The organism is uncultured Shewanella sp., from assembly GCF_947501225.1.
Classification (GTDB): Bacteria; Pseudomonadota; Gammaproteobacteria; order Enterobacterales; family Shewanellaceae; genus Shewanella.
The window spans coordinates 425,105-447,756 of record NZ_CANMUW010000002.1; the positions used below are offsets into that span (position 1 = coordinate 425,105).

The following is a 22,652-nucleotide window of genomic DNA, read 5'->3' on the forward strand; positions in this document are numbered from 1 at the left end:
GCAAAAAAAACGCGAAGAGGTCTTTATGGGAAAGCGATACATTCAATATGGTTCAAAAAGTATCAAGACAGTTGAGCATTTTGTCCTGTTCATCATTGCAATAGCGACTATTGTTGCCATCGGTCAAGAGATATTCCATATCTTCAAAGTCGGAAAAGTTGCACTGGCCGATCTGCTGTTACTATTTATCTATTTAGAGGTGTTGGCCATGGTGGCCAACTATGCCGAGTCAGGAAAACTCCCTGTCCGCATGCCCCTTTATATTGCCATTGTAGCCTTAGCTCGCTACCTCATCCTGGATATGAAAGCGATGGACGACTGGCGTATTCTTGCTATTTCAATATCCACGCTGATATTAGCCTCTACTGTCATAGTGATTCGCTGGGGTCAATTAAAGCTCCCCTACCCTAAGAGTGAAGAGAACCTGTAACACCTGCCAGTATTACAAACTCAGCCGATTCAGGCTGAGTTTTTTTATCTTATTCAACAAGCTTTTCTTGCCTGATTTTTTGTTTGTACAAGATTTATTATGCTACTTTTAAAGAGGTTAGTTTTACTTCAGTGAGAAGGGATCTTAAATGAGCGATAATGTTGAAGACTTAGATGAACGACGTACCTCTTTGAGGCTGGACATGGAAGCAGAAAGAATCGTGCTCACCTGGCACGATAAAAAGGGCATTTTGAATACCGATGAAGGGATCTGTATCGATCTGGCTCGGCGAGGCGCACTGATTGATTATAAAGAGGGGTTCGAGTTGGGTGAGTTACTCAATATCACATTCAACCCTGACAATGACAAAGCACATACAGTAAAAGGCCAGGTGTGCAGAACGACACAGTGTAATCCCAATAGTTTTCATATCGCACTTCAACTGATCACAACGGATAAATAGTACGCATTCCTGGTTTTCAGCAGTATCAGGGAGTCTGTTCTATACTTAACGTACTTAATAACCTAGGGTAATTCGTGCGAAAGGATATGGAGATATTTTTATGATATTGCTTGTTGGCGGTGAAAAGGGTGGCGCGGGTAAGAGCTGTTTGGCCCAAAATCTGGCTGTTCATATAACCCAAAAATTTCAAGCTAACGTACTGATGGTCGATTGCGATCCCCAGAGAACGACCTCAGATTGGATCCAGGCACGTAATGAAGACCCAAGCCTTCCAACCATCAACTGCATCCAGCTCTATGGTAAAATTCGTAATGACTTACTGAGTCAGGATGAAAGGTTTGACTATGTCATTGTTGATTGCGGCGGTCAGGATAACCTCGCAATGCGCGCTGCGATGTCTGTTGCGACCTATGTCGTATTACCGCTACGGCCTAAGCGTCGAGACCTGAAGACACTTCCGCATATGGAAGATATGTTGAGTACCTGTAAGATGGTTAACCCCAAGATGGTAGCGACAATCGTCATGACTCAGTGCCCCTCCCTCCCCAGCCAATTTAAACGTATCCTGGAAGCTAAGGAAGTAGTACAGTCCTTTGGTTTGAGAGTGTTAAATGCTGTCACTTTCAGTCGAAATATCTACGATGATAGTGAAGAGCAAGGCTCCTCTGTCATTGAGATTGAGCCAGAAGGGAAAGCGGCAACGGAGATCCGCGCCATTGCGGATGAACTTTTTGCTATAGAGCCTGAAAATTGTTATGAGCTTAACTGACCTGAAGCGAAGGAAGAAGAAAGCCCCTCGTAAGAATGTCTCAGTCGAGGATTTTATCGAAGACGCAAATAACTATGCCTTCGGTCAACCCAGTGTCGTCAGCCGCAATAGAAAGAAACGAACAAGTATCAAACATAAAGGGTTAGATAAACACTCAACAAAGATCTATAAACACGCCACTTTTTCGTTAACCGAAGAATCTATCGGGATTTTAGATCGACTGGCTAGCCGCTCAAAGATAGCAAAATCACGCCTCATCCGTATCCTGATCTATGAGTTTTCCAACAGGAGCGAAATCGAACAGGACACGATTATTGCCAAAAACCACGATCATTAGCTTAATCAGCAAGAATATGGCCATATTGAGATAACAGTTCACAGCGTGACTAACCGCCGTGAACTGTTTTGTTAATATTTAATGATTACAGATGCGATCTGCCGCAGTTTCTATCCCCTGCTGCGACTCGATAAACTTTCCCTTCTTATCTAAAAATTCAATAAGCTCTGCAGCACTCATCTCACTCGCGGAACAGGTATGATAACAGGTGTCCTCTCCGAACCTTTCATGCATAAGGCCTTTCAACTCCTCTTTGCTAATCGCCCTTCCCAGAGTTAACATTAATTCCATGACTTGATGACCGTGTACCGACTTCGACATTGATTGCCTCTTATAAGATCTAAATTATTTATCCCTTTATAAATGATTTTCGAAAACTAAACTTTGATCTTACACTCACAGATAGACTTCAATCATAATTTGCATTGATATTCTGCCCTGCTTGCTATTGAATGCCAACAATGACTCATTGGGATACTTATTCATGTCGTTAATTTTACTCTTAACCCAACAGATGAGCCTCTACTTAGTACTGGTCTATCTGGTCAGTAAAACTCCCTTGTTCAAGTTCTTTGCTGAAGCCGCCACACGACTCCCTCACAAAATTTTCATCTACCTGATCTTTTCGGGTTTTTGCATAATGGCGACCTACTTCGGTGAACAGACCAACGACGCCATCGCCAATACCCGCGCCATGGGCGCCGTCTTAGGCGGTCTTTTAGGCGGCCCCGTCACCGGTTTCCTGGTGGGACTCACCGGAGGCCTGCACAGATACAGCATGGGCGGCTTTACCGATCTCGCCTGTGCCATATCCACGACACTGGAAGGACTTTCAGCGGGCATAGTCAGCCTCTATTTACGAAGACAGGATAAGAGTGAGTTGATATATGCCCCCTTACTCGTCTGCTTAATCACCTTTAGCGCAGAGATGCTTCAGATGGGGATCATCCTGCTAGTGGCTCAACCTCTTTCAGATGCCTGGGAGCTGGTAAAACAGATCGCCCTGCCTATGCTACTGGTAAACTCAGTTGGCGCGGCGCTGTTTATGAGCATGGTCAGAGATCAAAAAACCATGTTTGACAAGCTGTCATCGGCCTTCTCGACTCAGGCCCTGAAGATTGCCGAACGAAGCGTTGGTGTCTTATCTAAAGGGTTCGATCAAGAGAGCAGCAGCCAGGTCGCCCAGATCATCAAAGAGGAAACCCATGTAGGAGCCGTAGCCATAACCGACAGAGAGCACCTGTTGGCCTTTATCGGTACGGGTGCCGATCACCATATTCCCGGAACTCCTATATCGTCAAAGATGACGATGGATGCTATCGATAATGATTGTGTGATGTTTGCCGATGGTGTCAACATGGCATACTCCTGCTCTATCTCCCCCCAGTGTCGATTAGGCTCCAGCTTAGTGATCCCGCTACGCTGTGAAAATGAGGTGATCGGCACAATTAAACTTTATGAGCCAAAGAATAAGCTATTTCTCAACATTAACCGCACCCTCGGCGAGGGAATAGGCCGTTTGCTGTCTAACCAAATTTTATTCGGCCGTTTCGAGCGCCAGCAAAACCTGCTCACTCAGGCTGAATTAAAGCTGTTGCAGGCGCAAGTTAACCCACACTTTCTCTTCAATGCACTCAACACCATAGCTGCGATCATCAAACGGGACCCGCTAAAAGCCAGGCAACTCATTCAACAACTATCTCAATTTTTAAGAATTAACCTTAAGCGCACCACCGGGCTTGTGACACTTTCGGACGAGCTGGAGCATATCGACTCCTACCTCACCATAGAAAAGGCAAGGTTTATCGATAAACTACAGGTCGAAATCGAAATCCCGGAGCGGCTACTCACATTTCGGCTTCCCGCATTTACTCTGCAACCTATTATCGAAAATGCGGTAAAACACGGCACAAGCCACATGCTGGAGCCCGGACTGATAAGAGTCACTGGCAAGGTACGTGATGATTTATTAATATTAGAGGTAATTGATAATGCCGGGCTATACAGGGCTGAAGATAATTCGGAGGGGCTGGGGATGAACTTAGTGCACAAACGGATTCAAAACCAGTTCGGTTCAGAGTTCGGCATCAGCATTGATTGCCACAAAGATGAATACACCAGAGTTAGCATTAAGCTGCCATATACGGAAACCCAAGCGTGATAACATCACTAATTATCGATGATGAATTATTTGCTCGTGAAGAGCTGGCAGACCTGCTTAGTGAAAATGCAGACATAGAGATTGTCGGCCAATGCAGTAACGCAATCGAAGCACTGCAGATGATCACAAAGCTTAAGCCGCAGCTGATCTTTCTGGATATCCAGATGCCAAAGATCACTGGTATAGAGCTTATTGGCATGTTGGATCCCGAGATCATGCCCCGTATCGTTTTCGTCACCGCCTATGATGAGTATGCTATCAAGGCCTTCGATAACCACGCCTTCGATTACCTGTTAAAGCCCATAGATGAAAAAAGGCTACAGCAAACATTGAACCGGGTAAGAAAAGATCTACAACCAAAGCCTGTCAATGACATCGCCCCACAGCAATTGGCCCACCTGCCATGTTATACCGGAAACAGGCTTAAGGTCGTTCCTATTAAAGAGGTGGAGTTTGTATTCAGCGACCTTGGAGGTGTTCATGTTGCAACAGACAAGGAGCAGGCACATACTCACCTGACCTTAAAGGTGCTGGAGGAGAAATCGCCACTGCTGAAATGCCATCGACAGTACCTCATCAGCCCCGAAGCGATATCTGAAATAGAGGTTCAGGATACAGGCGGCGAAATTACGACTGTCTCCGGCGCCAAAGTCCCGGTTTCGAGACGTTACTTAAAACCACTGAAACAGGTCTTCGGTTTTCTCTGAGCAAACAGCAATACTACACTTGCCAGAAAAGAGGGAACTTGCCGACATAGTGCAAACATTAGTGCAAACATAGGAACGACTATTTTCATTTTACTGCGCCCTGGAATTAACATTTCATCAAACAAACGCGCATAAATGCAACAAGACAAAACCTCTCAGGGGCGATATCAAACCGTTCACCCCCTTCATTCGACCACTCACCTTTTTTCTAAGTTCGCTCCCTTACAGTTCGCATTACAATAAGCGCAACTCAAAATGGGAGATAGTAATTATGATGTGGTTTTTAATGTGTGTCGGCCTGCTTATCGGGGGATACTTTTTCTATGGCGCTTTCGTAGAGAAGGTCTTCGGTATCAATGCTCAACGTCAAACTCCGGCATTTACTAAAACAGACGGTGTTGATTTCGTGCCTATGTCTAAGGGTAAGGTATACCTTATTCAACTGCTCAATATCGCAGGTGTGGGCCCTATCTTTGGCCCTATTCTCGGTGCCCTCTATGGTCCGGCCGCCATGCTCTGGATCGTCTTAGGCTGTATTTTTGCCGGTGCGGTTCACGATTACTTCTCGGGAATGCTGTCCGTTCGTAACAACGGTCAGTCAGTTCCTAACCTTGCGGGTAAATACCTTGGTAAAGGCGCGAAGCACTTTATGAATGTATTCGCCATCATCTTATTACTGCTTGTCGGCGTGGTATTTATCTCGGCTCCGGCAGGTCTGCTGGGTAAACTTACCGGTTGGGATGTATCGATCTTCCTGGGTGTTATTTTTGCCTACTACCTTATCGCAACAATTGTACCTGTAGATAAGATCATCGGCAGACTCTACCCGTTCTTCGGTGCACTTCTGCTCTTCATGTCTATCGGTTTAACTATTGCCATCGTTGTCTCCAGCGAGCATACACTGTTACCAGGCTTTGTAGCCGGTGACTTCCTGACTAACCTTAACCCTAATGATATGCCTCTGTGGCCAGCACTATTTATTACCATCGCATGTGGTGCAGTTTCAGGCTTCCATGCGACTCAGTCTCCCTTGATGGCCAGATGTGTCGAAAATGAATCAAACGGTCGCTTCGTTTTCTACGGTGCTATGATAGGCGAAGGTGTCATCGCTCTAATCTGGTGTGCGATTGCCCTCTCCTTCTTCGGTGGCATTGAAGGCCTTAACGAAGGAATGGCCGGTAACCCTGCCAACGTTGTATATGAAGCATCAACAGGGCTTCTTGGGGCAGTGGGTGGTTTCATGGCTATCTTAGGTGTTATTGTTCTGCCAATCACCTCCGGCGATACCGCCTTCCGTTCGGCTCGTTTAATCCTGTCTGAATTTTTCAAGATGCCGCAGACTCAGTTACCTAAGCGTTTAATGCTGGCTATACCTCTGTTCATCATGGGGGCAATCCTGACTCAGGTTGACTTCGGTGTTATCTGGCGCTACTTCGGTGTAGCAAACCAGACAACAGCAGTAATGATGCTATGGACCGCCTCGGCATACCTGCTCAGGCACAACAAGTTCCATTGGATCTGTACTGTGCCAGCCATGTTTATGACGACTGTAGTGATTAGCTTCCTGCTGAGTTCACAAACCTTAGGTGCGGGCCTGCCTATCACGGTTTCTACCATAGCAGGTATTGTGTCAACAACTGTCCTTGCCGCATTGATTATCATCAAGACAAAGGGCAAAGGTGAGGAAGGGTTAGCCGAAGAGGCTTAATCTTTGATGTTGCTCATCCCATTAAAAAGCCAGTCTGATGACTGGCTTTTTGCTAAATGAGCTAAGGGCTACTCTTTTAAGAGTTCAGGCTCAACCAGCACACTGCCACTGTCATTTGAGACCCAGATCTGTCCCTCACTGATGTTATACTGAAGCGTCATACTCCGACTGACTAACGCTCCCATCTCCTTGACCGCATCCTCTGGGATATTCCACACCTTGAGGTTTTTATAACGCTCAAATGCTTGTTGATTTTGCTGCCACCAGATAGGCACGCTGCGTCCCCCATAGGCGAATAGCTGAACCTGCCCGGAACGACCACTGGCCTTTCTCAGCCACTTCTCATCACTCTGGCCGAACTCGATCCAGAGCTCAATATCGCCGGAGAGTGACTTCTCCCAAAGTTCAGGCTCATCTTCGACACAAAGGCCCTTACTGAACTCGAGTGTATCACTGGCATTCATCGCAAACGCCAGCAGGCGGACCATCATTCTGGAATCTGTTTCAGAGGGGTGCTGCGCCAGCGTTAAATGGTGATCATGATAGTAACCACGATCCATATCGGCGACTTGAAGGTGAACTTTATAAACCGTTGCTTTAGGTGCCATAACTTCTATTTCTTTCAAATGATTGGCGCTAGTGTACCGCAAATGCCCGCCATATGTTGAAAGAATACCGATAAAGCACATATAGGTTTGAAACTGCAGAGAGGCATCGCCGACTCATTCGCTGCTCACAACTCAACGAGTCGGGGTACAGATCGAGTCAAAACCGAAAATGCCGAGCTGAATGGAAAAACAGTCTGTGACTCAACCAGAAAATTAAAGTGAGCCCGCTTTGAGATGTTTTGCCATAGGGAAATGCGCTTTGAGCTGAGCTAACTTTGCTGTGTCGGTAAAGATCAAACACCTTTTACCCTTTTCGAACTGCATAGCCAGCTCGCTCAAGGGAGGAAGCGGAGCACGACTGGCATCTCTCCTCAATAACTCATTTAGCTCAAACGGGAGCTCCTCGACAGTAAAGATATGGTCTAACCTCTGCAGTAAGGGCATAGCGGCGATCGGTAGCAATGAAACTTGAGTCTCATCGTCTAACAGCAGTATCTCCCCCCCCATCGAGAGGTTTTGAAATGCGTTGTCATAATGAACCTGAGTTTGCGCATCAAATTTATCACCGTTAGTTTTAAAAAACTGTTCCCAGAAAAGCTTTCTCTGTTTAAATGCGGGTAACCTTTGCTGCACCTCTTGACGACGTTCAGCCACAAAATCGAACAGCGCAGTCAATGACCCCGGCAGCCAGGACTCCAGGCGGGATCTTAACTCCCGGGCAAACACCGGCGCCGCTCCGGCAGTACTGATAGCTATCTGTAAACGCCCGCGGTCTACGATAGATGGGGTGATGAAGCGACATAACGCCGGACTATCGACGACATTCACCCATATACCACGGCTTTTGGCCACACCGGCCAGTTCACCATTTAACGTTTCATCCGAAGTTGCAAGATAGACCAGATCTACAGCCTCAATATCATCGGCTGTAGCTGATCGCATCACGAGCGAAATCCGCCCACTGTCGGCGTAAGCCTGAACCTCTGCAGAGATATCGGAAGCGATAACTTTAATATCAGCCTCGGTCCTGGTCAGGAGATCGAGTTTACGGCTCGCAACCTCACCGGCACCAATCAGTAACACCTTTAAACCGGATGTATCGACAAACAATGGAAAATACTGCATTAAAGTTCGGCCCCTAAAAACCAGCTCTGTGAAAATTCCTAGTCTTGCACCAAAGGCAGCTGCCTCTGTACCCAGGCTTTATAACCCCCGGTCAAAGATGCTACATGGGTATACCCCATCAACTGGAGGTTCATCGCGGCCAGCGCAGAGCGGTAGCCTCCGCCACAGTAAAGCAATAGAGGTGTTGATTTATCCGGATATCGCACTTCGATGTCGCGCTCTATGATCCCACGGCCAAGGTGTGCTGCCGCAGGCAGATGATCTTTCAACCATTCGTGATCCTCCCGGACATCGATGAGCTGCCAGATATCATCATTTTGATACTCCTCAACAGTGATCTCAGATATCTGAGGCAGGATACTGTTAACCAAAGCTAAAAATGCTGAACTGTGTTGCATACTGCTTACTCCGGGGGATTGGATAGTTAAGATAAGTTTAGATTATTAGGCGATAAAAGAGTGTTAATTATGCTGAACACACCGCTCCGCACCACAGTGCCAACAAAGCTCAAAACTAGCTTCGTTCATCTCATGGCAGCTTACACATTGCCAACTCGGACCGTCGGCATTGATAGACTCAAGCTGCGTCTTAGCCTGATCATATTGTGACTCGCAGACCCAGAGTTCCACATTTTGCAGATCGACGGGTAACTCACCGACTCCACCTAAAAGGGCTTCTCCTTTCAGTTCCACCTCAATCCCGTTACTTTCCAAAAGGCCTTTCCAGGTATGCGCTTGCAGTAAGTTTCCACCGGCAACCAAACGACGACGCTCTTCCATTTTATTCTCCCAACGACTATTGCTCTTCTGGCAAATTTTGGCACCTCCTCATCTAAAAAGGTAGGCTGCAGAACATCCTACTGCCAAACAGGCAAGGCTGTCGAGCCCAATTATGGGCAACAGGGGGGAAAATTATCGAATGTGTTGGCTGACTGCTCCCCCGGAACATGGTCGCAAGGCAAGACTCATATCCAATGAAACTCACCGGCACCGCAGCTGTGATATCAGCTTTCCCCAAACCGCTGCGCCCCACTTCACTATCAATCATCTCTTAAGGCGCGAACTCCTGATATAAAAAAACCACCCGAAGGTGGTTTTTACATGTCAGCGTAGAACGTTAAGGCATCAGCGCTTCTTGATCTGCGCCCTCTTTTTCAATCTCTACAGGCATCATATGTTCACGGTTGATCCCAAGCTTAATAGCCAGGAAACTCGCAACATAGATTGAGGAGAAAGTACCGACAAATATTCCCATCAACAAGGCTGTTGCAAAACCATGGATCATAGTGCCTCCCTTAAGGAATAGCGCAACAACCACGACTAGCGTAGTACCGGTAGTGATAATCGTACGGCTCATAGTCTGAGTAATTGACGCATTCACAACCTCTTCAGGCTCGCCCTTACGTATCTTAAGGAAGTTTTCACGAATTCGGTCGAACACCACGATAGTATCGTTAAGTGAGTAACCAACTACCGTCAAGACACCCGCAAGTACCGTAAGATCGAAGTCCAGCTGAAGTACCGAGAAAACCCCCAGAGTAATGATCACGTCGTGAGCAAGTGCCGCGACGGAACCCAGGGCTAAACGCCACTCAAATCGGAAAGAGACATAGATTAAGATACAGATAAGTGCGACTAATACCGCTAAGCCACCTTGTTCAGCAAGCTCTTTACCTATCTGCGGGCCGACAACCTCGACACGCTTCTGAACCACTTGAGGGTCCAGCTTAAGCGCACCATCCATAACATGGCTAACCTGAGTATCAGTCGAAACGCCCTCCTTGACAGGCAGACGAGCAAGCACATCACGGCTTGAGCCGAAGTTTTGGACCACGGCGCCGTCCGTCTCAACACTGCTCAGTTCAGCACGTAGCGCTTCTAAATCTGCAGGAGAGGAGAACTCAAGCTCTACAACTGTACCACCGGTAAAATCCAGTCCCCAATTAATTCCATTGGTCGCTAACGAAGTTAATGACCCTAAAACCAGTACCAAAGAGAGCATACTGATAGGAACCGCATGGCGAAGGAAGTTGATAGTGCCTTTTATAGATATAATCTGAAACATAATCAACGACCCTTATATAGACAGTTTCTTCACGCGTTTACCACCCCAAATAGCATTAACTATCGAGCGGGTACCCACGATTGCAGTGAACATAGAGGTTGCGATACCTATCATCAGCGTTACAGCAAACCCTTTAACGGCACCTGTACCTACAGCAAACAGGATAAGTGCTGTCATAAATGTAGTGATGTTCGCATCGGCAATAGTCGAAAATGCGTTACCATAACCTTCATGAATAGCTTGTTGCACGCTACGACCGTTACGCAACTCCTCACGAATACGCTCGTAGATGAGTACGTTACCGTCGACCGCCATACCAACAGTCAGTACCATACCCGCAATACCCGGCAGCGTTAGTACGGCACCCGGGATCATTGACATGACACCGACAACCATCACGAGGTTAGCCGTCAATGCTAAGTTAGCGATAAGGCCGAAACCACGGTAGTAAACCAACATAAAGATTAGGACAACAGCCATACCCCAAACCATTGCCTGCATACCATTTTGGATATTCTCAGCACCTAAGCTCGGGCCAATGGTACGCTCCTCTACGATAGTTACCGGAGCAATCAAGGCACCGGCACGCAGTAGAAGGGCCAGGTTTTGAGCTTCAGCATGTTCCAGACCAGTGATAACAAAGTTGCGACCCAGACGCGCCTGAATTGTTGCAACCGAGATAACTTCCTCGATCTTCTGCATCTTCACGCTACCATCAGGGTTCTTATCGCCGTTATCTTTATACTCGATGAACAGAGTTGCCATCGGCTTACCGATGTTATCCTTAGTTACATTCGAGAAGATCGAACCACCTTTAGAGTCGAGGTTAATGCTCACCTGTGGACGACTATATTCATCGAAACTCGGTTGAGCACCTTGAATATGATCACCGGTCAACATAACAGCCTTGTGTAGCACAACCTGTCCACCCTGGCGGCGATTGTAAACTTGCGAGCTAGGTGAAACCCGACCGCTGGCTGCCGCCGCTGCATCAGCTTTCTCATCCACCATATGGAATTCGATAGACGCCGTTGCACCTAAGATATCTTTAGCGCGAGCTGTGTCCTGAACACCCGGAAGCTCGACGATAATACGCTCAGCCCCCTGACGCTGAACGACAGGTTCTGCAACACCCAGTTCATTCACACGATTACGGATCGTTGTGATGTTTTGCTGCAGCGCTTCCTCTTTGATCTGCTTAAGGTAGACTTCACTTAAGTTAGCCAACAAGAAGTAGCTGTCACCCGATGAGATATCGGTGAACACCATGTCATTGCCGCGGGTCTTAAGAAAACGTTCTGCTTTAGCCAGATTTTCAGCATCACGGAACTTAATCTCGATCCCTTTAGCGCTATTACGAATACCGGCATAGCGAATTTTCTCACCGCGAAGATCGGTTCTGAAGTCAGAAATTTTTGCTTCTGTCATCTTACGAATCGCTTCACCCATGTCCACCTCCATCAGGAAGTGCACACCACCACGCAGGTCGAGGCCCAGCTTCATAGGGCTACCGCCAACTGACTCGAGCCAGTTTGGTGTCGCAGGAGCTAAGTTTAAGGCGACGATGTATTTATCACCTAGTGAGTCTGCAATCGCCTCTTTCGCTAACAATTGCTGATCGGCATTAGTCACTCGAACCAATAATTGACCATTTTCAAGCTCAGAACGCTTAACTGTAATATTCTTGCTTGCAAGAACATCATTTACGGTCGACTGAGTCGTTGCCGTAACCTCTGCACCACGGGTAGCAACTACCTGAACCGCATAGTCTTCCCCGAAGAGGTTTGGAATCGCATAGAAAGCACCAACGGCGATGATTATCATCACCATCAGGTTTTTCCACATTGGGTATTTATTTAACACACCATCGCCCTCTTGGCTTAAAGTGACTTAATAGAGCCTTTAGGCAATACAGCCGAAATGTAATCCTTTTTAATAGTGATTTCAGTTGTTTCACTGATCGTCAGCAAGACATAGTCGTTGTCGTCACTGATCTTTGCAATCTTCCCTAAAATGCCACCACTGGTAAGTACCTCATCGCCTTTACCTAATGAGCTCATCAGGTTCTTGTGCTCTTTCACACGCTTAGATTGCGGACGGAAAATCATGAAATAGAAAATCAGGCCAAAAATAACTAGCATGAAAATCAGTTCCATGGTGCCACCGGCGCCATTTACGGGTGCATCAGCAGCAAACGCATTTGAAATCAACATAATGTTCTCTTCTTATTTTCAGTTAAAATTAATCGGTTAATTCTGGAACTTCAGGAACTTCGCGTCCTTGACTGGTATAGAACTCTTCGACGAAGGCGTCTAATGTACCTGTCTCGATCGCGCCGCGCAAACCTTCCATCAACCTTTGGTAGTACCTAAGGTTATGAATGGTGTTTAAACGAGCACCTAAAATTTCATTACAACGATCTAAATGGTATAGATATGCCCGAGAATAGTTCTTACAGGTATAACAATCACATTTATCGTCGAGTGGTGAAGTGTCATCACGATGACGTGCATTACGTATCTTGATAACGCCTTCAGTGGTAAACAGATGACCATTTCTGGCATTACGCGTTGGCATCACACAGTCGAACATGTCGACACCGCGACGCACACCTTCAACCAGGTCTTCAGGTTTACCGACCCCCATCAAGTAACGTGGCTTATCCGCCGGGATTTGAGGACATGTATGCTCAAGAATACGATGCATGTCTTCTTTTGGCTCACCCACTGCCAATCCACCAACGGCGTAACCATCAAAACCAATATCTACAAGGCCTTTAAGGCTCTCATCACGCAGATCTTCGTAAACCCCTCCCTGAATGATACCAAACAGAGCGTTAGGGTTTCCAAGCTTATCAAACTCATCACGTGAGCGTTGTGCCCAGCGAAGCGACATCTGCATCGATTTACGCGCTTCATCTTCCGTCGCCGGATAAGGGGTACACTCATCAAAAATCATCACGACATCAGAACCGAGTGAGTTTTGGATCTGCATAGACTTTTCAGGGTCCAGGAAGATCTTCTCACCGTTGATCGGTGAGCGGAAATGGACCCCCTCTTCCGTAATTTTCCGGATGTCTCCGAGACTGAATACCTGGAACCCGCCTGAGTCGGTCAGAATAGGTCTTTGCCAGTTCATGAAATCATGAAGATCACCATGTTTGCGCATGATCTCTTCACCCGGACGTAACCACAAATGGAATGTGTTACCCAGCAGGATATCAGCGCCGGTTTCACGTACCTCTTCAGGTGTCATCCCTTTAACGGTACCGTAGGTGCCGACAGGCATGAAAGCAGGTGTTTCCACCGTACCACGCTCAAAGACTAAACGACCACGACGCGCGCGGCCTTGAGTTGTATCTAATTCAAATTTCATTGTATACCTCGCCAGAGAAACAGTCTGACCCATAAATGTTTGTACACAGTACAAAGCTATCGTTAAATCTAGAGATAAGGGCAAACAATCGAGTATCAACCCTTAGCAAAAAATTGAAGCTAAAAAAAACCCACCTCATCGATGGGTGGGTATTTTAAACCATATTTAGCCGTTAGTTCGCTTTTTTAGTCACAAACATGGCATCACCATAGCTAAAGAAGCGGTATTTTTGAGCAATCGCATGTTGATAGGCGTTTTTTACTTCATCGAAGCCGGCAAATGCACTGAGCAGCATGATCAAGGTTGACTCAGGCAGGTGAAAATTGGTCACCATGGCATCGACAACTTCAAACTGATAACCCGGATAGATAAAGATATCGGTATCGCTACAAAACGGCTCCAACTCACCTTCGCTGGCTTTAGCCGCACTTTCCAAGGAGCGTACCGAAGTTGTCCCTACGGCAATCACACGCTTACCATTCGCTTTTGTCAGAGCAATCTTATCGACAACCTCTTGCGTGACTTCGGCCCACTCCGAATGCATCTGGTGTTCGAGAATATTATCGACTCTTACGGGCTGAAACGTCCCGGCGCCAACATGCAAGGTAACAAAAGCGGTATCCACCCCTTTGTCACTTAATGCTTTTAACAGACCGTCATCGAAATGCAGACCGGCCGTTGGTGCCGCAACGGCACCTGGATTTTGGTTATAAACCGTCTGATAACGCTCTTTATCGGCATCCTCATCGGGGCGATCGATATAGGGAGGAAGCGGCATATGACCCACCTCCTCGAGCACTTCAAGCACAGTCTTTTCAGACTGAAGTTCCAGCTCAAATAACGCATCGTGTCGCCCCAGCATCTTCATCTCATAACCGTCATCCAGGCAGATAATAGAATCTACCTTAGGAGACTTCGAGCTTCTCACATGGGCTAAAATGCGTTTATCGTCGAGCATACGCTCAACCAGGATCTCCAGCTTACCGCCGGTACTTTTCTGGCCAAAGAGACGCGCAGGTATCACTCGGGTGTTGTTAAACACCATGAGATCCCCTGGGTTAACCATGTTCAGGATATCGGTGAACTGATTATCTGCAAGATCGCCGCTGTTTCCATCTAAAGAAAGTAATCTCGAAGATGTTCGGTTGGCCGTTGGATAACGAGCAATTAACTCGTCGGGAAGGTCAAATGAAAAATCAGTAACGCGCATGGTTAGTCTCTACTTAGCATCAATCGGGCGCTAGTCTATTTGTAGAGACCGAGAAGATCAAGGTGTATATACCCAAGCTACCTCAAGATGTTCGTTTCAGATCTCCCGTAGGATAGCTGAACAAGGCAGTGTTTGATAGAAGGGTTATTCCCTTGTTGATGTCACTAACGCAGTACAGATATTCTACGGGAACTCCTGAAGGGCAAGGCGAGAAGTAACATTTCTCTGAATTCTTTATTTATAAGAATAAATATTGAATTACGACTGCATGGATGCAGAAGGTAGGGCGAAGCAGGATGCCAGAGCCGAGAACAACTAGTCCTACTATTTCATGAAGACCACCACGGATGGTGGGAATGTCGTTAATGCAGGAGCAATTAACGACCTTGAACTCTGTCACTTCTCGTCATGCTGAATCCTGCATCTTGAAGTGGTTTGGGTATAAACTAGTTCCTGGTATTATCTTCATCCATGATCACGCTACTCTTATCGATGTCAAAATCTTCCTTTCGATAACTATGCTGCTCATAGGGGATATCGATTCGCACTCGTTTACGCTGCGACTGCTCTTGTTTACCAAAAATTTTAGACAACCAGCTCCACATCATCCTTGATCCTTAAACCGATAATTGATGAGAATATATTGAGTGATGCACATCCTTAAGAAAACCAGCACCTCAAATAAACCGGGAGAAAGGCTTTCTTAGCATCGATGCGCATGATAACGTGAAAACAGAGTTTTAACCAAGAAAATTAGCAAACCATCATGAACTTTCTTGCACACCTACATCTGGCCGATAATAGTAAAACTAGTCTGGCAGCCAATTTGGCCGGGGACTTCGCGAAAGGAAGCATAGAAAGATTTCCTAAACACCTCCAGCAAGGTATCTGGCTCCACAGGCAGATAGATCAACTCACCGATACCCACGAGATCGTCAAAGAGTTAGAGTCAAAATTTCCCGCGCGGCTCAAAAGAGCCGCGCCTATCCTTATCGACCTGGCCTTTGATCACATGTTGGCTAAGTACTGGGATGAGTACCACGAATCGAGCTTAAAACAGTTCGCGCTCAAAGCTTATGATGCGATCGATAGCTGTGAAGCGTTACCGGATACACTTCAGAGTCTCGCTCCGAGAATGAGAAGTGAGAACTGGCTCGTCGCCTATCAAAGCAGAGCCGGGCTTAACCAAGCTATAGATTCAGTATCCAAAAGAGTGTCAAAACCTGAAATTTTTAACGGTGCGACTGCTGCGGTAAAGTCTTTGGATATCGAGATAGAGATCGCCTTCAGAACATTTTACCCCCAGTTGATGGCATACAGTCGTATCTGGACACGAAACACACCAACCGAGTACTTATAGGCAACGGGCCCATCTATTGAGAGTAAGCCTAAAACAGCACACTTGCGCATTCTCAACATGCGCACTTTTTGCTAGAATTCGCCTTAACAGGAGAATTCATGCAGATATTTACTTATACCCCCCCTTCTATTCCTTGGTTAGATATTCGATACAAAGACAGAGACATCATTGTTATCAATAAACCCTCGGGTTTACTTTCAAATCCCGGGCGCGCAGCTAATACTTTTGATTGTGCCATCAACCGCCTGCTTCAGCGTTACCCTGAAGCAATATTGGTTCATAGGTTAGACTGTGCAACTTCGGGCATTATGGTGTTTGCACTTAACAAGAAAGCTGAGTCCAACATCAAGACGCAATTTCAAAACAGGATGAGTAAGAAGACCTATATTGCCGAGGTAGCGGGAGATTTAGTAGAAACGGAAGGTGTAATCGAACTTGCAATGAAAGCCGACCCACAGCGTCCTCCCCTACAGAAGATATCCCCAGAGGGTAAGCCATCTAAGACCTATTTCAAGGTGCTGGAGCGCAGAGAGAACAGCACATTGGTGGAGCTAAAGCCGGTTACAGGTCGAACGCACCAACTTCGCCTGCACATGTTAGCGATGGGCCACCCAATCTTGGGGGATGAGTTTTATGGTGATGATAAGGTGATAGCGGCATCTGACAGACTTTGCCTTCATGCCATGTCACTTAGCATCACTCACCCATACTCTGGCAAAGCCATGACCTTTAACAGCGCTCACCCATTTAGTTCATAGACTTAATAAGTCGTCCCGCTGACAATTACAGACATAGGACCAGGTCCAGCCTGGTCTCTGGGAACACTCAAGCTTTACGACTAAGCCGCTTTAGCTGTATAGAAGCACTCGTCTGAGTTACAAAACCTTAGATGATTTTCTGCCGATAGCAGGAAATACTCTCCAAAGATGTTACCGCCCTTATCCTCTAACTTAAGGCCCTCATCTGTTTGAGTGCTCATCATCTCATCTAAACTGTGGCAGCCATCGCTATACCAGGTCTCCAGATAAATTTTCTGATCAACGCGATAGAGAGTGATCTTATCACCCAAAGAGTGACGGTCATCAATCCAACGACCAACAACCTCACGATTTCCGCTATCCTTGCTCTGCCAACTTAAACGCTGTCGCTTTTCAACTACTGACATTTTAATCACCTCAAGTAATTCCCGACTTTCAGTTTGACTACACTGATCTTGTAAGACTTCGGTCATTGAACCCATTTTCAACTAAACTCCATCGAAATGCATTTTGTTAAATGTTTGTGACAGTTACAAGGCGTAACGGTGTTCGTTATTCATCAGTTACTAAGCTTGGCTCATGAAACTTTTGTTAACTGATTTAATGAAAGTGTAGCGCAAGCAAAAAATAAAAACGCGATCTAAATCACTTTTTATGCATTACTTTAGACAATGTGAATTAAATTACTTCATTCACCCGGCCAGTATAGGCCGATGATTTTTTCAAGACCGGTTTCCTGACAGCAAAAAGCAGAAAACCAGCTCAATACCGGGAGGGGGAGGTCATGTTCGCAGAGCGAAAATGGACGAAGGGTATAAGGGGATGAAATATTTTCAGGCTATAGATGGTCACTAGATACCACCAATCAAAACATAGAGACAAGCCACCCGAAGCCCAGCGTCGGGTGGCCTATAGCAATCAGGAGTAGAGTGACTCTTTTCTCTCTGCCGCCTCACAAGCTGCCGCGGTGAAAAGCACATCCGTAGAGCTATTCAGTCCCGTTTCAGCAGAGTCCTGAATGACACCTATGATGAAACCAACGGCAACCACCTGCATAGCGACATCGTTGGAGATCCCAAAGAGACTACATGCAAGAGGAATAAGCAGCAAAGAGCCTCCGGCAACACCGGAAGCACCGCAAGCTGAAACAGCTGCTACCACGCTGAGCAGGATAGCGGTAAGGATATCGACTTGAATACCCATGGTGTGAACGGCAGCCAGCGTCAGAACCGTAATAGTGATAGCCGCGCCTCCCATGTTTATCGTGGCACCAAGAGGGATAGAAACCGAATAGGTATCTTCATGCAGCTCCAGCTTTTCACAAAGTGCCATATTAACCGGAATATTGGCCGCGCTTGAACGAGTAAAGAATGCGGTAACACCACTTTCACGTAAGCAGGTCAAGACCAGAGGATAGGGATTACGTCTTATTTTCAGAAAAACGATCAATGGATTAACGATCAGAGCAATAATTGCCATGGCTCCCAAAAGTACCGCCAGTAACTGGCCATAACCGGCAATGGCTGAGAATCCGGTTTTCGCAAAAGTCGCAGCCACCAGTCCAAAAATACCAATTGGCGCCAAACGAATAATGAAGCGAACCATCTGCGAAATGCCGTGGCTCACATCGGCAAATACCTGCTTGGTTGAACTGCTGGCATGGTGTAACGCCAAGCCAAGGCCTACGCCCCAGGCTAAGATGCCGATATAGTTGCCGGTCATAACCGCATTCACCGGATTGTCCACTAATTTGAAGAGCAGAGTATGGATCACTTCACCGATCCCTTCCGGAGGCGTAGCTCCCTCGGCTCCCGTTGCCAGTACTAAGGTTATCGGAAATGTGAAGCTGAGCAATACAGCTGTTAATGCCGCGGCAAAAGTACCAAATAGATATAACACAACGATAGGGCGCATATTCGTCTTAGCATTTTTTTTCTGGTTCGCGATTGACGCCGCAACCAAGATAAAAACTAATATTGGCGCAATAGCCTTTAAGGCTCCGACAAAAAGCTCCCCCAAAAAAGCAACACTATGTGCGGCATCTTTTGAAACTGTCGCCAGTGAAATACCTGCGATTATCCCAAATAGGATCTGCAGCACTAAGCTGCCATTAGCCAGTTTAGCTAATAAAGATTGTTTTTGATTCATTGATTGGCCTGTCATTATTATAATGTGTTGCTTGTTAGTCTCAGGCCCCACGTAAGAGATGCCCTAAACTGATCGAAGAGAAAAGTGTAATTAATATTTCTTAACAAGATGTTTTAACGAAACTCACCTGAGATGTCTAGTAATAGAGGGGAAATAGCCGACTAAATTACCCGTTTGCAGCATAATGATAACATGGTATATACCCAAGCCTGCTCATTGGGCATTTCGCTACATATCCTAAAACAGCTTGGCACACAGTTTTTATTCTGTTTTATGGGGGGAAATAGCCTCTGCATCCCCCCTGTGACACTGACCTCGCCATAAAGCGTGTATGAGCCACGAAAAATATGGCTGCCGATTACACGCTCTGATGACAGAGCTCAGTAAAAGTCTGCCTACTCTTTGGTTTCCGCACCGCGTAACATGGCACTAATCAACTCGTGAGCATCAAATTTCGTCAAGGCTTCATTTGCCCCAACCTGATGTGCCTGGCTGACGCTGATCTCGCTCGAGAGAGAAGTATGCAAGATGATGTAAGCCGAGGCCAGTGCCGGCGTATTTTTCACTTCGAAAGCCAGTTCATAGCCGTCTAACCCCGGCATCTCAATATCGCTCACCAGTAGATCAACCGGAGCCCCCTCTTCGGCCGCTTTCTCCATTATAGAGAGCGCATCACGCCCATCAGAGGTTACCTGGTAAGGAATATTGATGCTATCCAGGGCATCTGAAAGCTGCTTACGAGCCACCTTGGAGTCATCAACCAACAGAATACTCAGGGGTTTAAGTTTCTCACGCTGAACATCGGTTAAGATTGCCCGATTCATCTCCGGGCTTGGAGGAAATACTTTCGACAGTAACAGCTCGACATCGAGTAGTTGTACCAGCTGTTCATCGAAGCGAGTCACCCCGGTCAAATAGGCATTAGGACCCAGATTATTAGGGGGAGACTCGATATCTCTCCAGTTACATTCAATAATCTTATCGATGGAGCGAACCAGAAAACCGATAACCATTCGCTGACAGTCGGTGATCACGATATAACTCTTCTTTACCTCTTCAGCCGTAAGAGAGGGGTAACCAACCGCAGCCGCCATATCGATAACAGGAATGGTATTTCCCCGAATAGTCGCCGCTCCCAGAATCGTCGGGTGGGACTGAGGAATAACACTTAAAGGCGTGTAGGGAACAAGTTCCCGAATCTTGAGCGTCCCCAGGGCAAATAGTTGTGTCTTAGACAGACGAAAAAGCAATAAGCCTTGGGATTGGTTGGCCTTACTCTTCATTTGCATACCAAATTAAATGAAAATAATAGTTGAAGTATAACCCTAACACAGTAAAAACAAGATGACGACGGTCAAAGGCTGAGTCAATTGTCACTAAAGTTGTGATTCAATAGGAAATAGTGAAATAAAATCGGCCATTAACTTACGCCAGAAACCGGCTCCGGGTTCGGAATGGAGCTTTAATCCCCTGGAATCATCGAACCAAACCAGCTCCCCCTCTTCCAGCTCCAATCGAAAAGCCGAATCTATGAGGCCTGCATCAATTCCCGCAGCAACCCCCGATGCAAATTCACTCTGGTGAAAAATCATTCCCATCTCTGTGTTTATCCATGCCGATCTAGGGTCGAAATTAAATGAGCCAACAAAGATTGACTCTCTATCCAAAATAAATGTCTTTGCATGTAGACTGGTTCGAGAACTCCCCATCCATCCTGACGATTTATGTCTGGGATCGGCTTTTACCTCAAATATCTTAACCCCGCCATCCAGCAGAGCCTCTCGGTACCCCTGATACCCGGCGTGAACGGCCAGCACATCGGTCGCGGCTAAACTGTTGGTTACTACAGTGACCTTTATGCCGCTTTGGGAAGCTGCGACCAACTCTGCAGCCCCCTTCTTCGTTGGGACAAAATAGGGCGATACGATGAACACTTCATCTTCAGCACCTTCTAGAAACGTAGATAGATCTGAAAGAAGCCAGAGCTTGTCATCTTGCTTTCTGGCTTTCTGAGGAGGATCGTATACCACTTCGGCCCTCCCCCAATACCACTGTAATTGTTGCTCTCTGAGATCGCCTAAGAAGCGGCTTAACTCCAGCCGCCCTATATAGGGATTTGAATCAAACTCACTACGCTCCGCGCGATAAGACTCGTCTGCATCCAGGAGTTCCTGCTCACTGAAGCTCGTATCCGACAGCGTCTCTATGGGTACTGCGACATCGGCATTCCAATACAGATCAAACTGATTAGACACTTCATCGACCGCCTCTCCTATTGCAAGCAGATCAAAATCACCAAAATCGACATCATCATTAGAGAAATATTCATTGCCTATGTTTCGCCCACCGACGATAGTCGCCAGGTTATCCACTGTCAGCGACTTGTTATGCATCCTTCGATTCATTCGGGAAAAACCGGTGACAAACTCTAAGCCTCTATATCCCCGGGAAGCGGCAGGATTGAAAAGGCGAATGCTTATGTTGGGATGATTTGATAGCAACTTCAAACCACGATCAAGCTCTTTGGTAGTCAAGTCATCAAGCAGTATTCTAACCCTGACACCGCGCTCGGCAGCATCAAGCAGGTGCCAAACAAGGAGTTTTCCCGTGTCGTCGGCTCGATAAATATAATACTGCAAGTCTACACTTGTAGTTGCGGCGGTAATGATCGCAAGTCTCGCAATAAAAGCATCGACCCCATCGACCAGCGGAACTACACCAGTCTGCCCGGGGTGGCTGGCGAGCAGAGGCGCGGTAAATTGAATCAGGTTGGCGTCCACAGGAACGGGGAGCTTATAACTAGGCTCTTTCTCACCAAAATCTGGTAGTGAACCACAGGCGGATAAGCACCCAAGAGAAAAAACAGCAATCCAAACTAAAACGGCTCTTTTTTTCATCCGGGCACCTATTGTTATCCTGCGCAATAAATGAAATTTATTGCCGAGTCATCTACTCTTGTAAAGCATATAGTACATCGAAAGCAAATTGATCCCAGCCTTCGGCACTGAACGCAATGTCCCTGACAGCGCGAACCTGGCTTACAGCATGTAAGGGCGCTGCACCGTTTTCCATCAGATAATATGCCATTATTAACGCTGTTCTGTCTTTGCCAGAACGACAATGGATCATCACTGGTAAAGCCTTGGCCTCACACTCCCGAATAAAGGCCAGAGCCTTAGGGAGCTGCTCCACACAAAAATCTAAATCTTCCTCTTTAGGCGGCACATTACTGGAAAATGGAATACAGGCATAATCCAGCTCAGCCCTGGCGAATTCATCCGGCTCACAGGCTTCACCGCCATTTACAGAGAGTATTGCACCAATACCAGAACTTTTTATCTCATTGAGATCCCACGCTTCCTTGTTAGGCCCACTGCGTCCGGCAATTTTGTCCTCAACTAACCAAAATAGATGCTGCATAATTCTACC

25 protein-coding genes are annotated in these 22,652 nt (G+C 46.6%); 9 read left to right on the plus strand and 16 right to left on the minus strand.

From position 1 onward, the window contains the following. Positions 1 to 25 precede the first annotated feature (25 nt). The 4 genes from Q1B47_RS05435 (at position 26) to Q1B47_RS05450 (ending at position 1,999) form a co-directional block, all read left to right on the plus strand. Complete coding sequence (locus tag Q1B47_RS05435; RefSeq protein WP_299789773.1) at positions 26 to 430, plus strand: phosphate-starvation-inducible PsiE family protein; 405 nt, start codon at positions 26 to 28, stop codon at positions 428 to 430. A 148-nt stretch (positions 431 to 578) separates the two neighbouring features. Then, a complete protein-coding gene (locus Q1B47_RS05440; RefSeq protein ID WP_299789777.1) occupies positions 579 to 893 on the plus strand; it encodes a PilZ domain-containing protein in 315 nt (104 codons plus the stop codon). A 100-nt stretch (positions 894 to 993) separates the two neighbouring features. Beyond that, positions 994 to 1,662, plus strand: a complete 669-nt coding sequence (locus tag Q1B47_RS05445; protein WP_299789780.1) for an AAA family ATPase — start codon at positions 994 to 996, stop codon at positions 1,660 to 1,662. After that, positions 1,649 to 1,999, plus strand: a complete 351-nt coding sequence (locus tag Q1B47_RS05450) for a replication protein RepA (RefSeq protein WP_299789784.1) — start codon at positions 1,649 to 1,651, stop codon at positions 1,997 to 1,999. The genes Q1B47_RS05445 and Q1B47_RS05450 overlap by 14 nt, the downstream gene beginning before the upstream one ends. 78 nt (positions 2,000 to 2,077) lie before the next feature. On the opposite strand, the gene Q1B47_RS05455 is transcribed toward Q1B47_RS05450, so the two are convergent. Next, positions 2,078 to 2,320, minus strand: coding sequence for a YecH family metal-binding protein (locus tag Q1B47_RS05455; protein WP_299789787.1), 243 nt, complete (start codon positions 2,318 to 2,320; stop codon positions 2,078 to 2,080). 163 nt (positions 2,321 to 2,483) lie between these two features. On the opposite strand from Q1B47_RS05455, the gene Q1B47_RS05460 reads away from it, so the two are divergent. The 3 genes from Q1B47_RS05460 (at position 2,484) to Q1B47_RS05470 (ending at position 6,575) form a co-directional block, all read left to right on the plus strand. Continuing rightward, positions 2,484 to 4,160, plus strand: coding sequence for a sensor histidine kinase (locus Q1B47_RS05460; RefSeq protein ID WP_299789790.1), 1,677 nt, complete (start codon positions 2,484 to 2,486; stop codon positions 4,158 to 4,160). Continuing rightward, complete coding sequence (gene btsR, locus Q1B47_RS05465; RefSeq protein ID WP_299789793.1) at positions 4,157 to 4,867, plus strand: two-component system response regulator BtsR; 711 nt, start codon at positions 4,157 to 4,159, stop codon at positions 4,865 to 4,867. The genes Q1B47_RS05460 and btsR overlap by 4 nt, the downstream gene beginning before the upstream one ends. Positions 4,868 to 5,138: 271 nt before the next feature. Further along, the gene (locus Q1B47_RS05470; RefSeq protein WP_299789796.1) at positions 5,139 to 6,575 is read left to right on the plus strand and encodes a carbon starvation protein A; all 1,437 of its coding nucleotides are present in this window, start codon (positions 5,139 to 5,141) and stop codon (positions 6,573 to 6,575) included. Between the two features lie 68 nt (positions 6,576 to 6,643). Here Q1B47_RS05470 and Q1B47_RS05475 read toward each other — a convergent pair whose 3' ends face one another. The 10 genes from Q1B47_RS05475 to Q1B47_RS05520 form a co-directional block, all read right to left on the minus strand. Further along, positions 6,644 to 7,183 carry a YaeQ family protein gene (locus tag Q1B47_RS05475; RefSeq protein WP_299789799.1) on the minus strand — a complete coding sequence of 180 codons (540 nt, stop codon included), beginning with the start codon at positions 7,181 to 7,183 and terminating at the stop codon, positions 6,644 to 6,646. A 213-nt stretch (positions 7,184 to 7,396) separates the two neighbouring features. After that, a complete protein-coding gene (locus Q1B47_RS05480; protein ID WP_299789802.1) occupies positions 7,397 to 8,308 on the minus strand; it encodes a bifunctional precorrin-2 dehydrogenase/sirohydrochlorin ferrochelatase in 912 nt (303 codons plus the stop codon). Positions 8,309 to 8,346: 38 nt separating this feature from the next. Continuing rightward, positions 8,347 to 8,706: a rhodanese-like domain-containing protein gene (locus Q1B47_RS05485; RefSeq protein ID WP_299789804.1), complete on the minus strand. Its 360-nt coding sequence runs from the start codon at positions 8,704 to 8,706 to the stop codon at positions 8,347 to 8,349. 63 nt (positions 8,707 to 8,769) lie between these two features. After that, positions 8,770 to 9,087: a DUF2007 domain-containing protein gene (locus Q1B47_RS05490; protein WP_299789807.1), complete on the minus strand. Its 318-nt coding sequence runs from the start codon at positions 9,085 to 9,087 to the stop codon at positions 8,770 to 8,772. Between the two features lie 337 nt (positions 9,088 to 9,424). After that, positions 9,425 to 10,372, minus strand: a complete 948-nt coding sequence (secF, locus tag Q1B47_RS05495; protein ID WP_299789809.1) for a protein translocase subunit SecF — start codon at positions 10,370 to 10,372, stop codon at positions 9,425 to 9,427. A gap of 12 nt (positions 10,373 to 10,384) precedes the next feature. Next, positions 10,385 to 12,235 (minus strand): protein translocase subunit SecD, encoded by a 1,851-nt coding sequence (gene secD / locus Q1B47_RS05500; RefSeq protein WP_299789811.1) that lies wholly within the window; start codon positions 12,233 to 12,235, stop codon positions 10,385 to 10,387. 17 nt (positions 12,236 to 12,252) lie between these two features. Further along, positions 12,253 to 12,585, minus strand: coding sequence for a preprotein translocase subunit YajC (gene yajC / locus Q1B47_RS05505; protein ID WP_299789814.1), 333 nt, complete (start codon positions 12,583 to 12,585; stop codon positions 12,253 to 12,255). 28 nt (positions 12,586 to 12,613) lie between these two features. Beyond that, entirely contained in the window at positions 12,614 to 13,747 is a 1,134-nt protein-coding gene (gene tgt / locus Q1B47_RS05510; RefSeq protein ID WP_299789817.1) for a tRNA guanosine(34) transglycosylase Tgt, read from the minus strand. 172 nt (positions 13,748 to 13,919) lie between these two features. After that, positions 13,920 to 14,957: a tRNA preQ1(34) S-adenosylmethionine ribosyltransferase-isomerase QueA gene (gene queA, locus Q1B47_RS05515; RefSeq protein WP_299789820.1), complete on the minus strand. Its 1,038-nt coding sequence runs from the start codon at positions 14,955 to 14,957 to the stop codon at positions 13,920 to 13,922. 446 nt (positions 14,958 to 15,403) lie between these two features. Further along, a complete protein-coding gene (locus Q1B47_RS05520) occupies positions 15,404 to 15,550 on the minus strand; it encodes a hypothetical protein (RefSeq protein WP_299789823.1) in 147 nt (48 codons plus the stop codon). Positions 15,551 to 15,723: 173 nt separating this feature from the next. On the opposite strand from Q1B47_RS05520, the gene Q1B47_RS05525 reads away from it, so the two are divergent. Together Q1B47_RS05525 and Q1B47_RS05530 are read left to right on the plus strand one after the other, a co-directional pair. After that, complete coding sequence (locus tag Q1B47_RS05525; protein ID WP_299789826.1) at positions 15,724 to 16,317, plus strand: ACP phosphodiesterase; 594 nt, start codon at positions 15,724 to 15,726, stop codon at positions 16,315 to 16,317. Positions 16,318 to 16,415: 98 nt separating this feature from the next. Then, complete coding sequence (locus tag Q1B47_RS05530; protein ID WP_299789829.1) at positions 16,416 to 17,075, plus strand: RluA family pseudouridine synthase; 660 nt, start codon at positions 16,416 to 16,418, stop codon at positions 17,073 to 17,075. Positions 17,076 to 17,155: 80 nt separating this feature from the next. Here Q1B47_RS05530 and Q1B47_RS05535 read toward each other — a convergent pair whose 3' ends face one another. The 5 genes from Q1B47_RS05535 to Q1B47_RS05555 all read right to left on the minus strand — a co-directional run bounded on the left by Q1B47_RS05535 (position 17,156) and on the right by Q1B47_RS05555 (position 22,643). Then, positions 17,156 to 17,557 carry a hypothetical protein gene (locus Q1B47_RS05535; protein WP_299789905.1) on the minus strand — a complete coding sequence of 134 codons (402 nt, stop codon included), beginning with the start codon at positions 17,555 to 17,557 and terminating at the stop codon, positions 17,156 to 17,158. A 436-nt stretch (positions 17,558 to 17,993) separates the two neighbouring features. Then, positions 17,994 to 19,223: a serine/threonine transporter SstT gene (sstT, locus tag Q1B47_RS05540; protein ID WP_299789831.1), complete on the minus strand. Its 1,230-nt coding sequence runs from the start codon at positions 19,221 to 19,223 to the stop codon at positions 17,994 to 17,996. 395 nt (positions 19,224 to 19,618) lie between these two features. Further along, positions 19,619 to 20,506 (minus strand): chemotaxis protein CheV, encoded by an 888-nt coding sequence (locus Q1B47_RS05545; protein ID WP_299789834.1) that lies wholly within the window; start codon positions 20,504 to 20,506, stop codon positions 19,619 to 19,621. 93 nt (positions 20,507 to 20,599) lie between these two features. Then, positions 20,600 to 22,120, minus strand: coding sequence for a phospholipase D family protein (locus Q1B47_RS05550; RefSeq protein ID WP_299789837.1), 1,521 nt, complete (start codon positions 22,118 to 22,120; stop codon positions 20,600 to 20,602). A gap of 52 nt (positions 22,121 to 22,172) precedes the next feature. Continuing rightward, complete coding sequence (locus Q1B47_RS05555) at positions 22,173 to 22,643, minus strand: dual specificity protein phosphatase family protein (RefSeq protein ID WP_299789840.1); 471 nt, start codon at positions 22,641 to 22,643, stop codon at positions 22,173 to 22,175. Positions 22,644 to 22,652: the final 9 nt, after the last annotated feature.

Excerpts from the sequence above, each read along its gene's own strand:
- Q1B47_RS05435 (WP_299789773.1), top strand. The coding sequence starts at position 26 with ATGGGAAAGCGATACATTCAATATGGTTCAAAAAGTATCAAGACAGTT.
- Q1B47_RS05455 (WP_299789787.1), bottom strand. The coding sequence starts at position 2,320 with ATGTCGAAGTCGGTACACGGTCATCAAGTCATGGAATTAATGTTAACT.
- Q1B47_RS05445 (WP_299789780.1), top strand. The coding sequence starts at position 994 with ATGATATTGCTTGTTGGCGGTGAAAAGGGTGGCGCGGGTAAGAGCTGT.
- Q1B47_RS05535 (WP_299789905.1), bottom strand. The coding sequence starts at position 17,557 with ATGGGTTCAATGACCGAAGTCTTACAAGATCAGTGTAGTCAAACTGAA.
- tgt (WP_299789817.1), bottom strand. The coding sequence starts at position 13,747 with ATGAAATTTGAATTAGATACAACTCAAGGCCGCGCGCGTCGTGGTCGT.
- Q1B47_RS05555 (WP_299789840.1), bottom strand. The coding sequence starts at position 22,643 with ATGCAGCATCTATTTTGGTTAGTTGAGGACAAAATTGCCGGACGCAGT.
- queA (WP_299789820.1), bottom strand. The coding sequence starts at position 14,957 with ATGCGCGTTACTGATTTTTCATTTGACCTTCCCGACGAGTTAATTGCT.
- Q1B47_RS05545 (WP_299789834.1), bottom strand. The coding sequence starts at position 20,506 with ATGAAGAGTAAGGCCAACCAATCCCAAGGCTTATTGCTTTTTCGTCTG.
- Q1B47_RS05525 (WP_299789826.1), top strand. The coding sequence starts at position 15,724 with ATGAACTTTCTTGCACACCTACATCTGGCCGATAATAGTAAAACTAGT.
- Q1B47_RS05450 (WP_299789784.1), top strand. The coding sequence starts at position 1,649 with ATGAGCTTAACTGACCTGAAGCGAAGGAAGAAGAAAGCCCCTCGTAAG.
- Q1B47_RS05530 (WP_299789829.1), top strand. The coding sequence starts at position 16,416 with ATGCAGATATTTACTTATACCCCCCCTTCTATTCCTTGGTTAGATATT.
- Q1B47_RS05485 (WP_299789804.1), bottom strand. The coding sequence starts at position 8,706 with ATGCAACACAGTTCAGCATTTTTAGCTTTGGTTAACAGTATCCTGCCT.
- Q1B47_RS05550 (WP_299789837.1), bottom strand. The coding sequence starts at position 22,120 with ATGAAAAAAAGAGCCGTTTTAGTTTGGATTGCTGTTTTTTCTCTTGGG.
- Q1B47_RS05460 (WP_299789790.1), top strand. The coding sequence starts at position 2,484 with ATGTCGTTAATTTTACTCTTAACCCAACAGATGAGCCTCTACTTAGTA.
- secF (WP_299789809.1), bottom strand. The coding sequence starts at position 10,372 with ATGTTTCAGATTATATCTATAAAAGGCACTATCAACTTCCTTCGCCAT.
- Q1B47_RS05470 (WP_299789796.1), top strand. The coding sequence starts at position 5,139 with ATGATGTGGTTTTTAATGTGTGTCGGCCTGCTTATCGGGGGATACTTT.
- sstT (WP_299789831.1), bottom strand. The coding sequence starts at position 19,223 with ATGAATCAAAAACAATCTTTATTAGCTAAACTGGCTAATGGCAGCTTA.
- Q1B47_RS05480 (WP_299789802.1), bottom strand. The coding sequence starts at position 8,308 with ATGCAGTATTTTCCATTGTTTGTCGATACATCCGGTTTAAAGGTGTTA.
- Q1B47_RS05440 (WP_299789777.1), top strand. The coding sequence starts at position 579 with ATGAGCGATAATGTTGAAGACTTAGATGAACGACGTACCTCTTTGAGG.
- Q1B47_RS05475 (WP_299789799.1), bottom strand. The coding sequence starts at position 7,183 with ATGGCACCTAAAGCAACGGTTTATAAAGTTCACCTTCAAGTCGCCGAT.
- Q1B47_RS05490 (WP_299789807.1), bottom strand. The coding sequence starts at position 9,087 with ATGGAAGAGCGTCGTCGTTTGGTTGCCGGTGGAAACTTACTGCAAGCG.
- yajC (WP_299789814.1), bottom strand. The coding sequence starts at position 12,585 with ATGTTGATTTCAAATGCGTTTGCTGCTGATGCACCCGTAAATGGCGCC.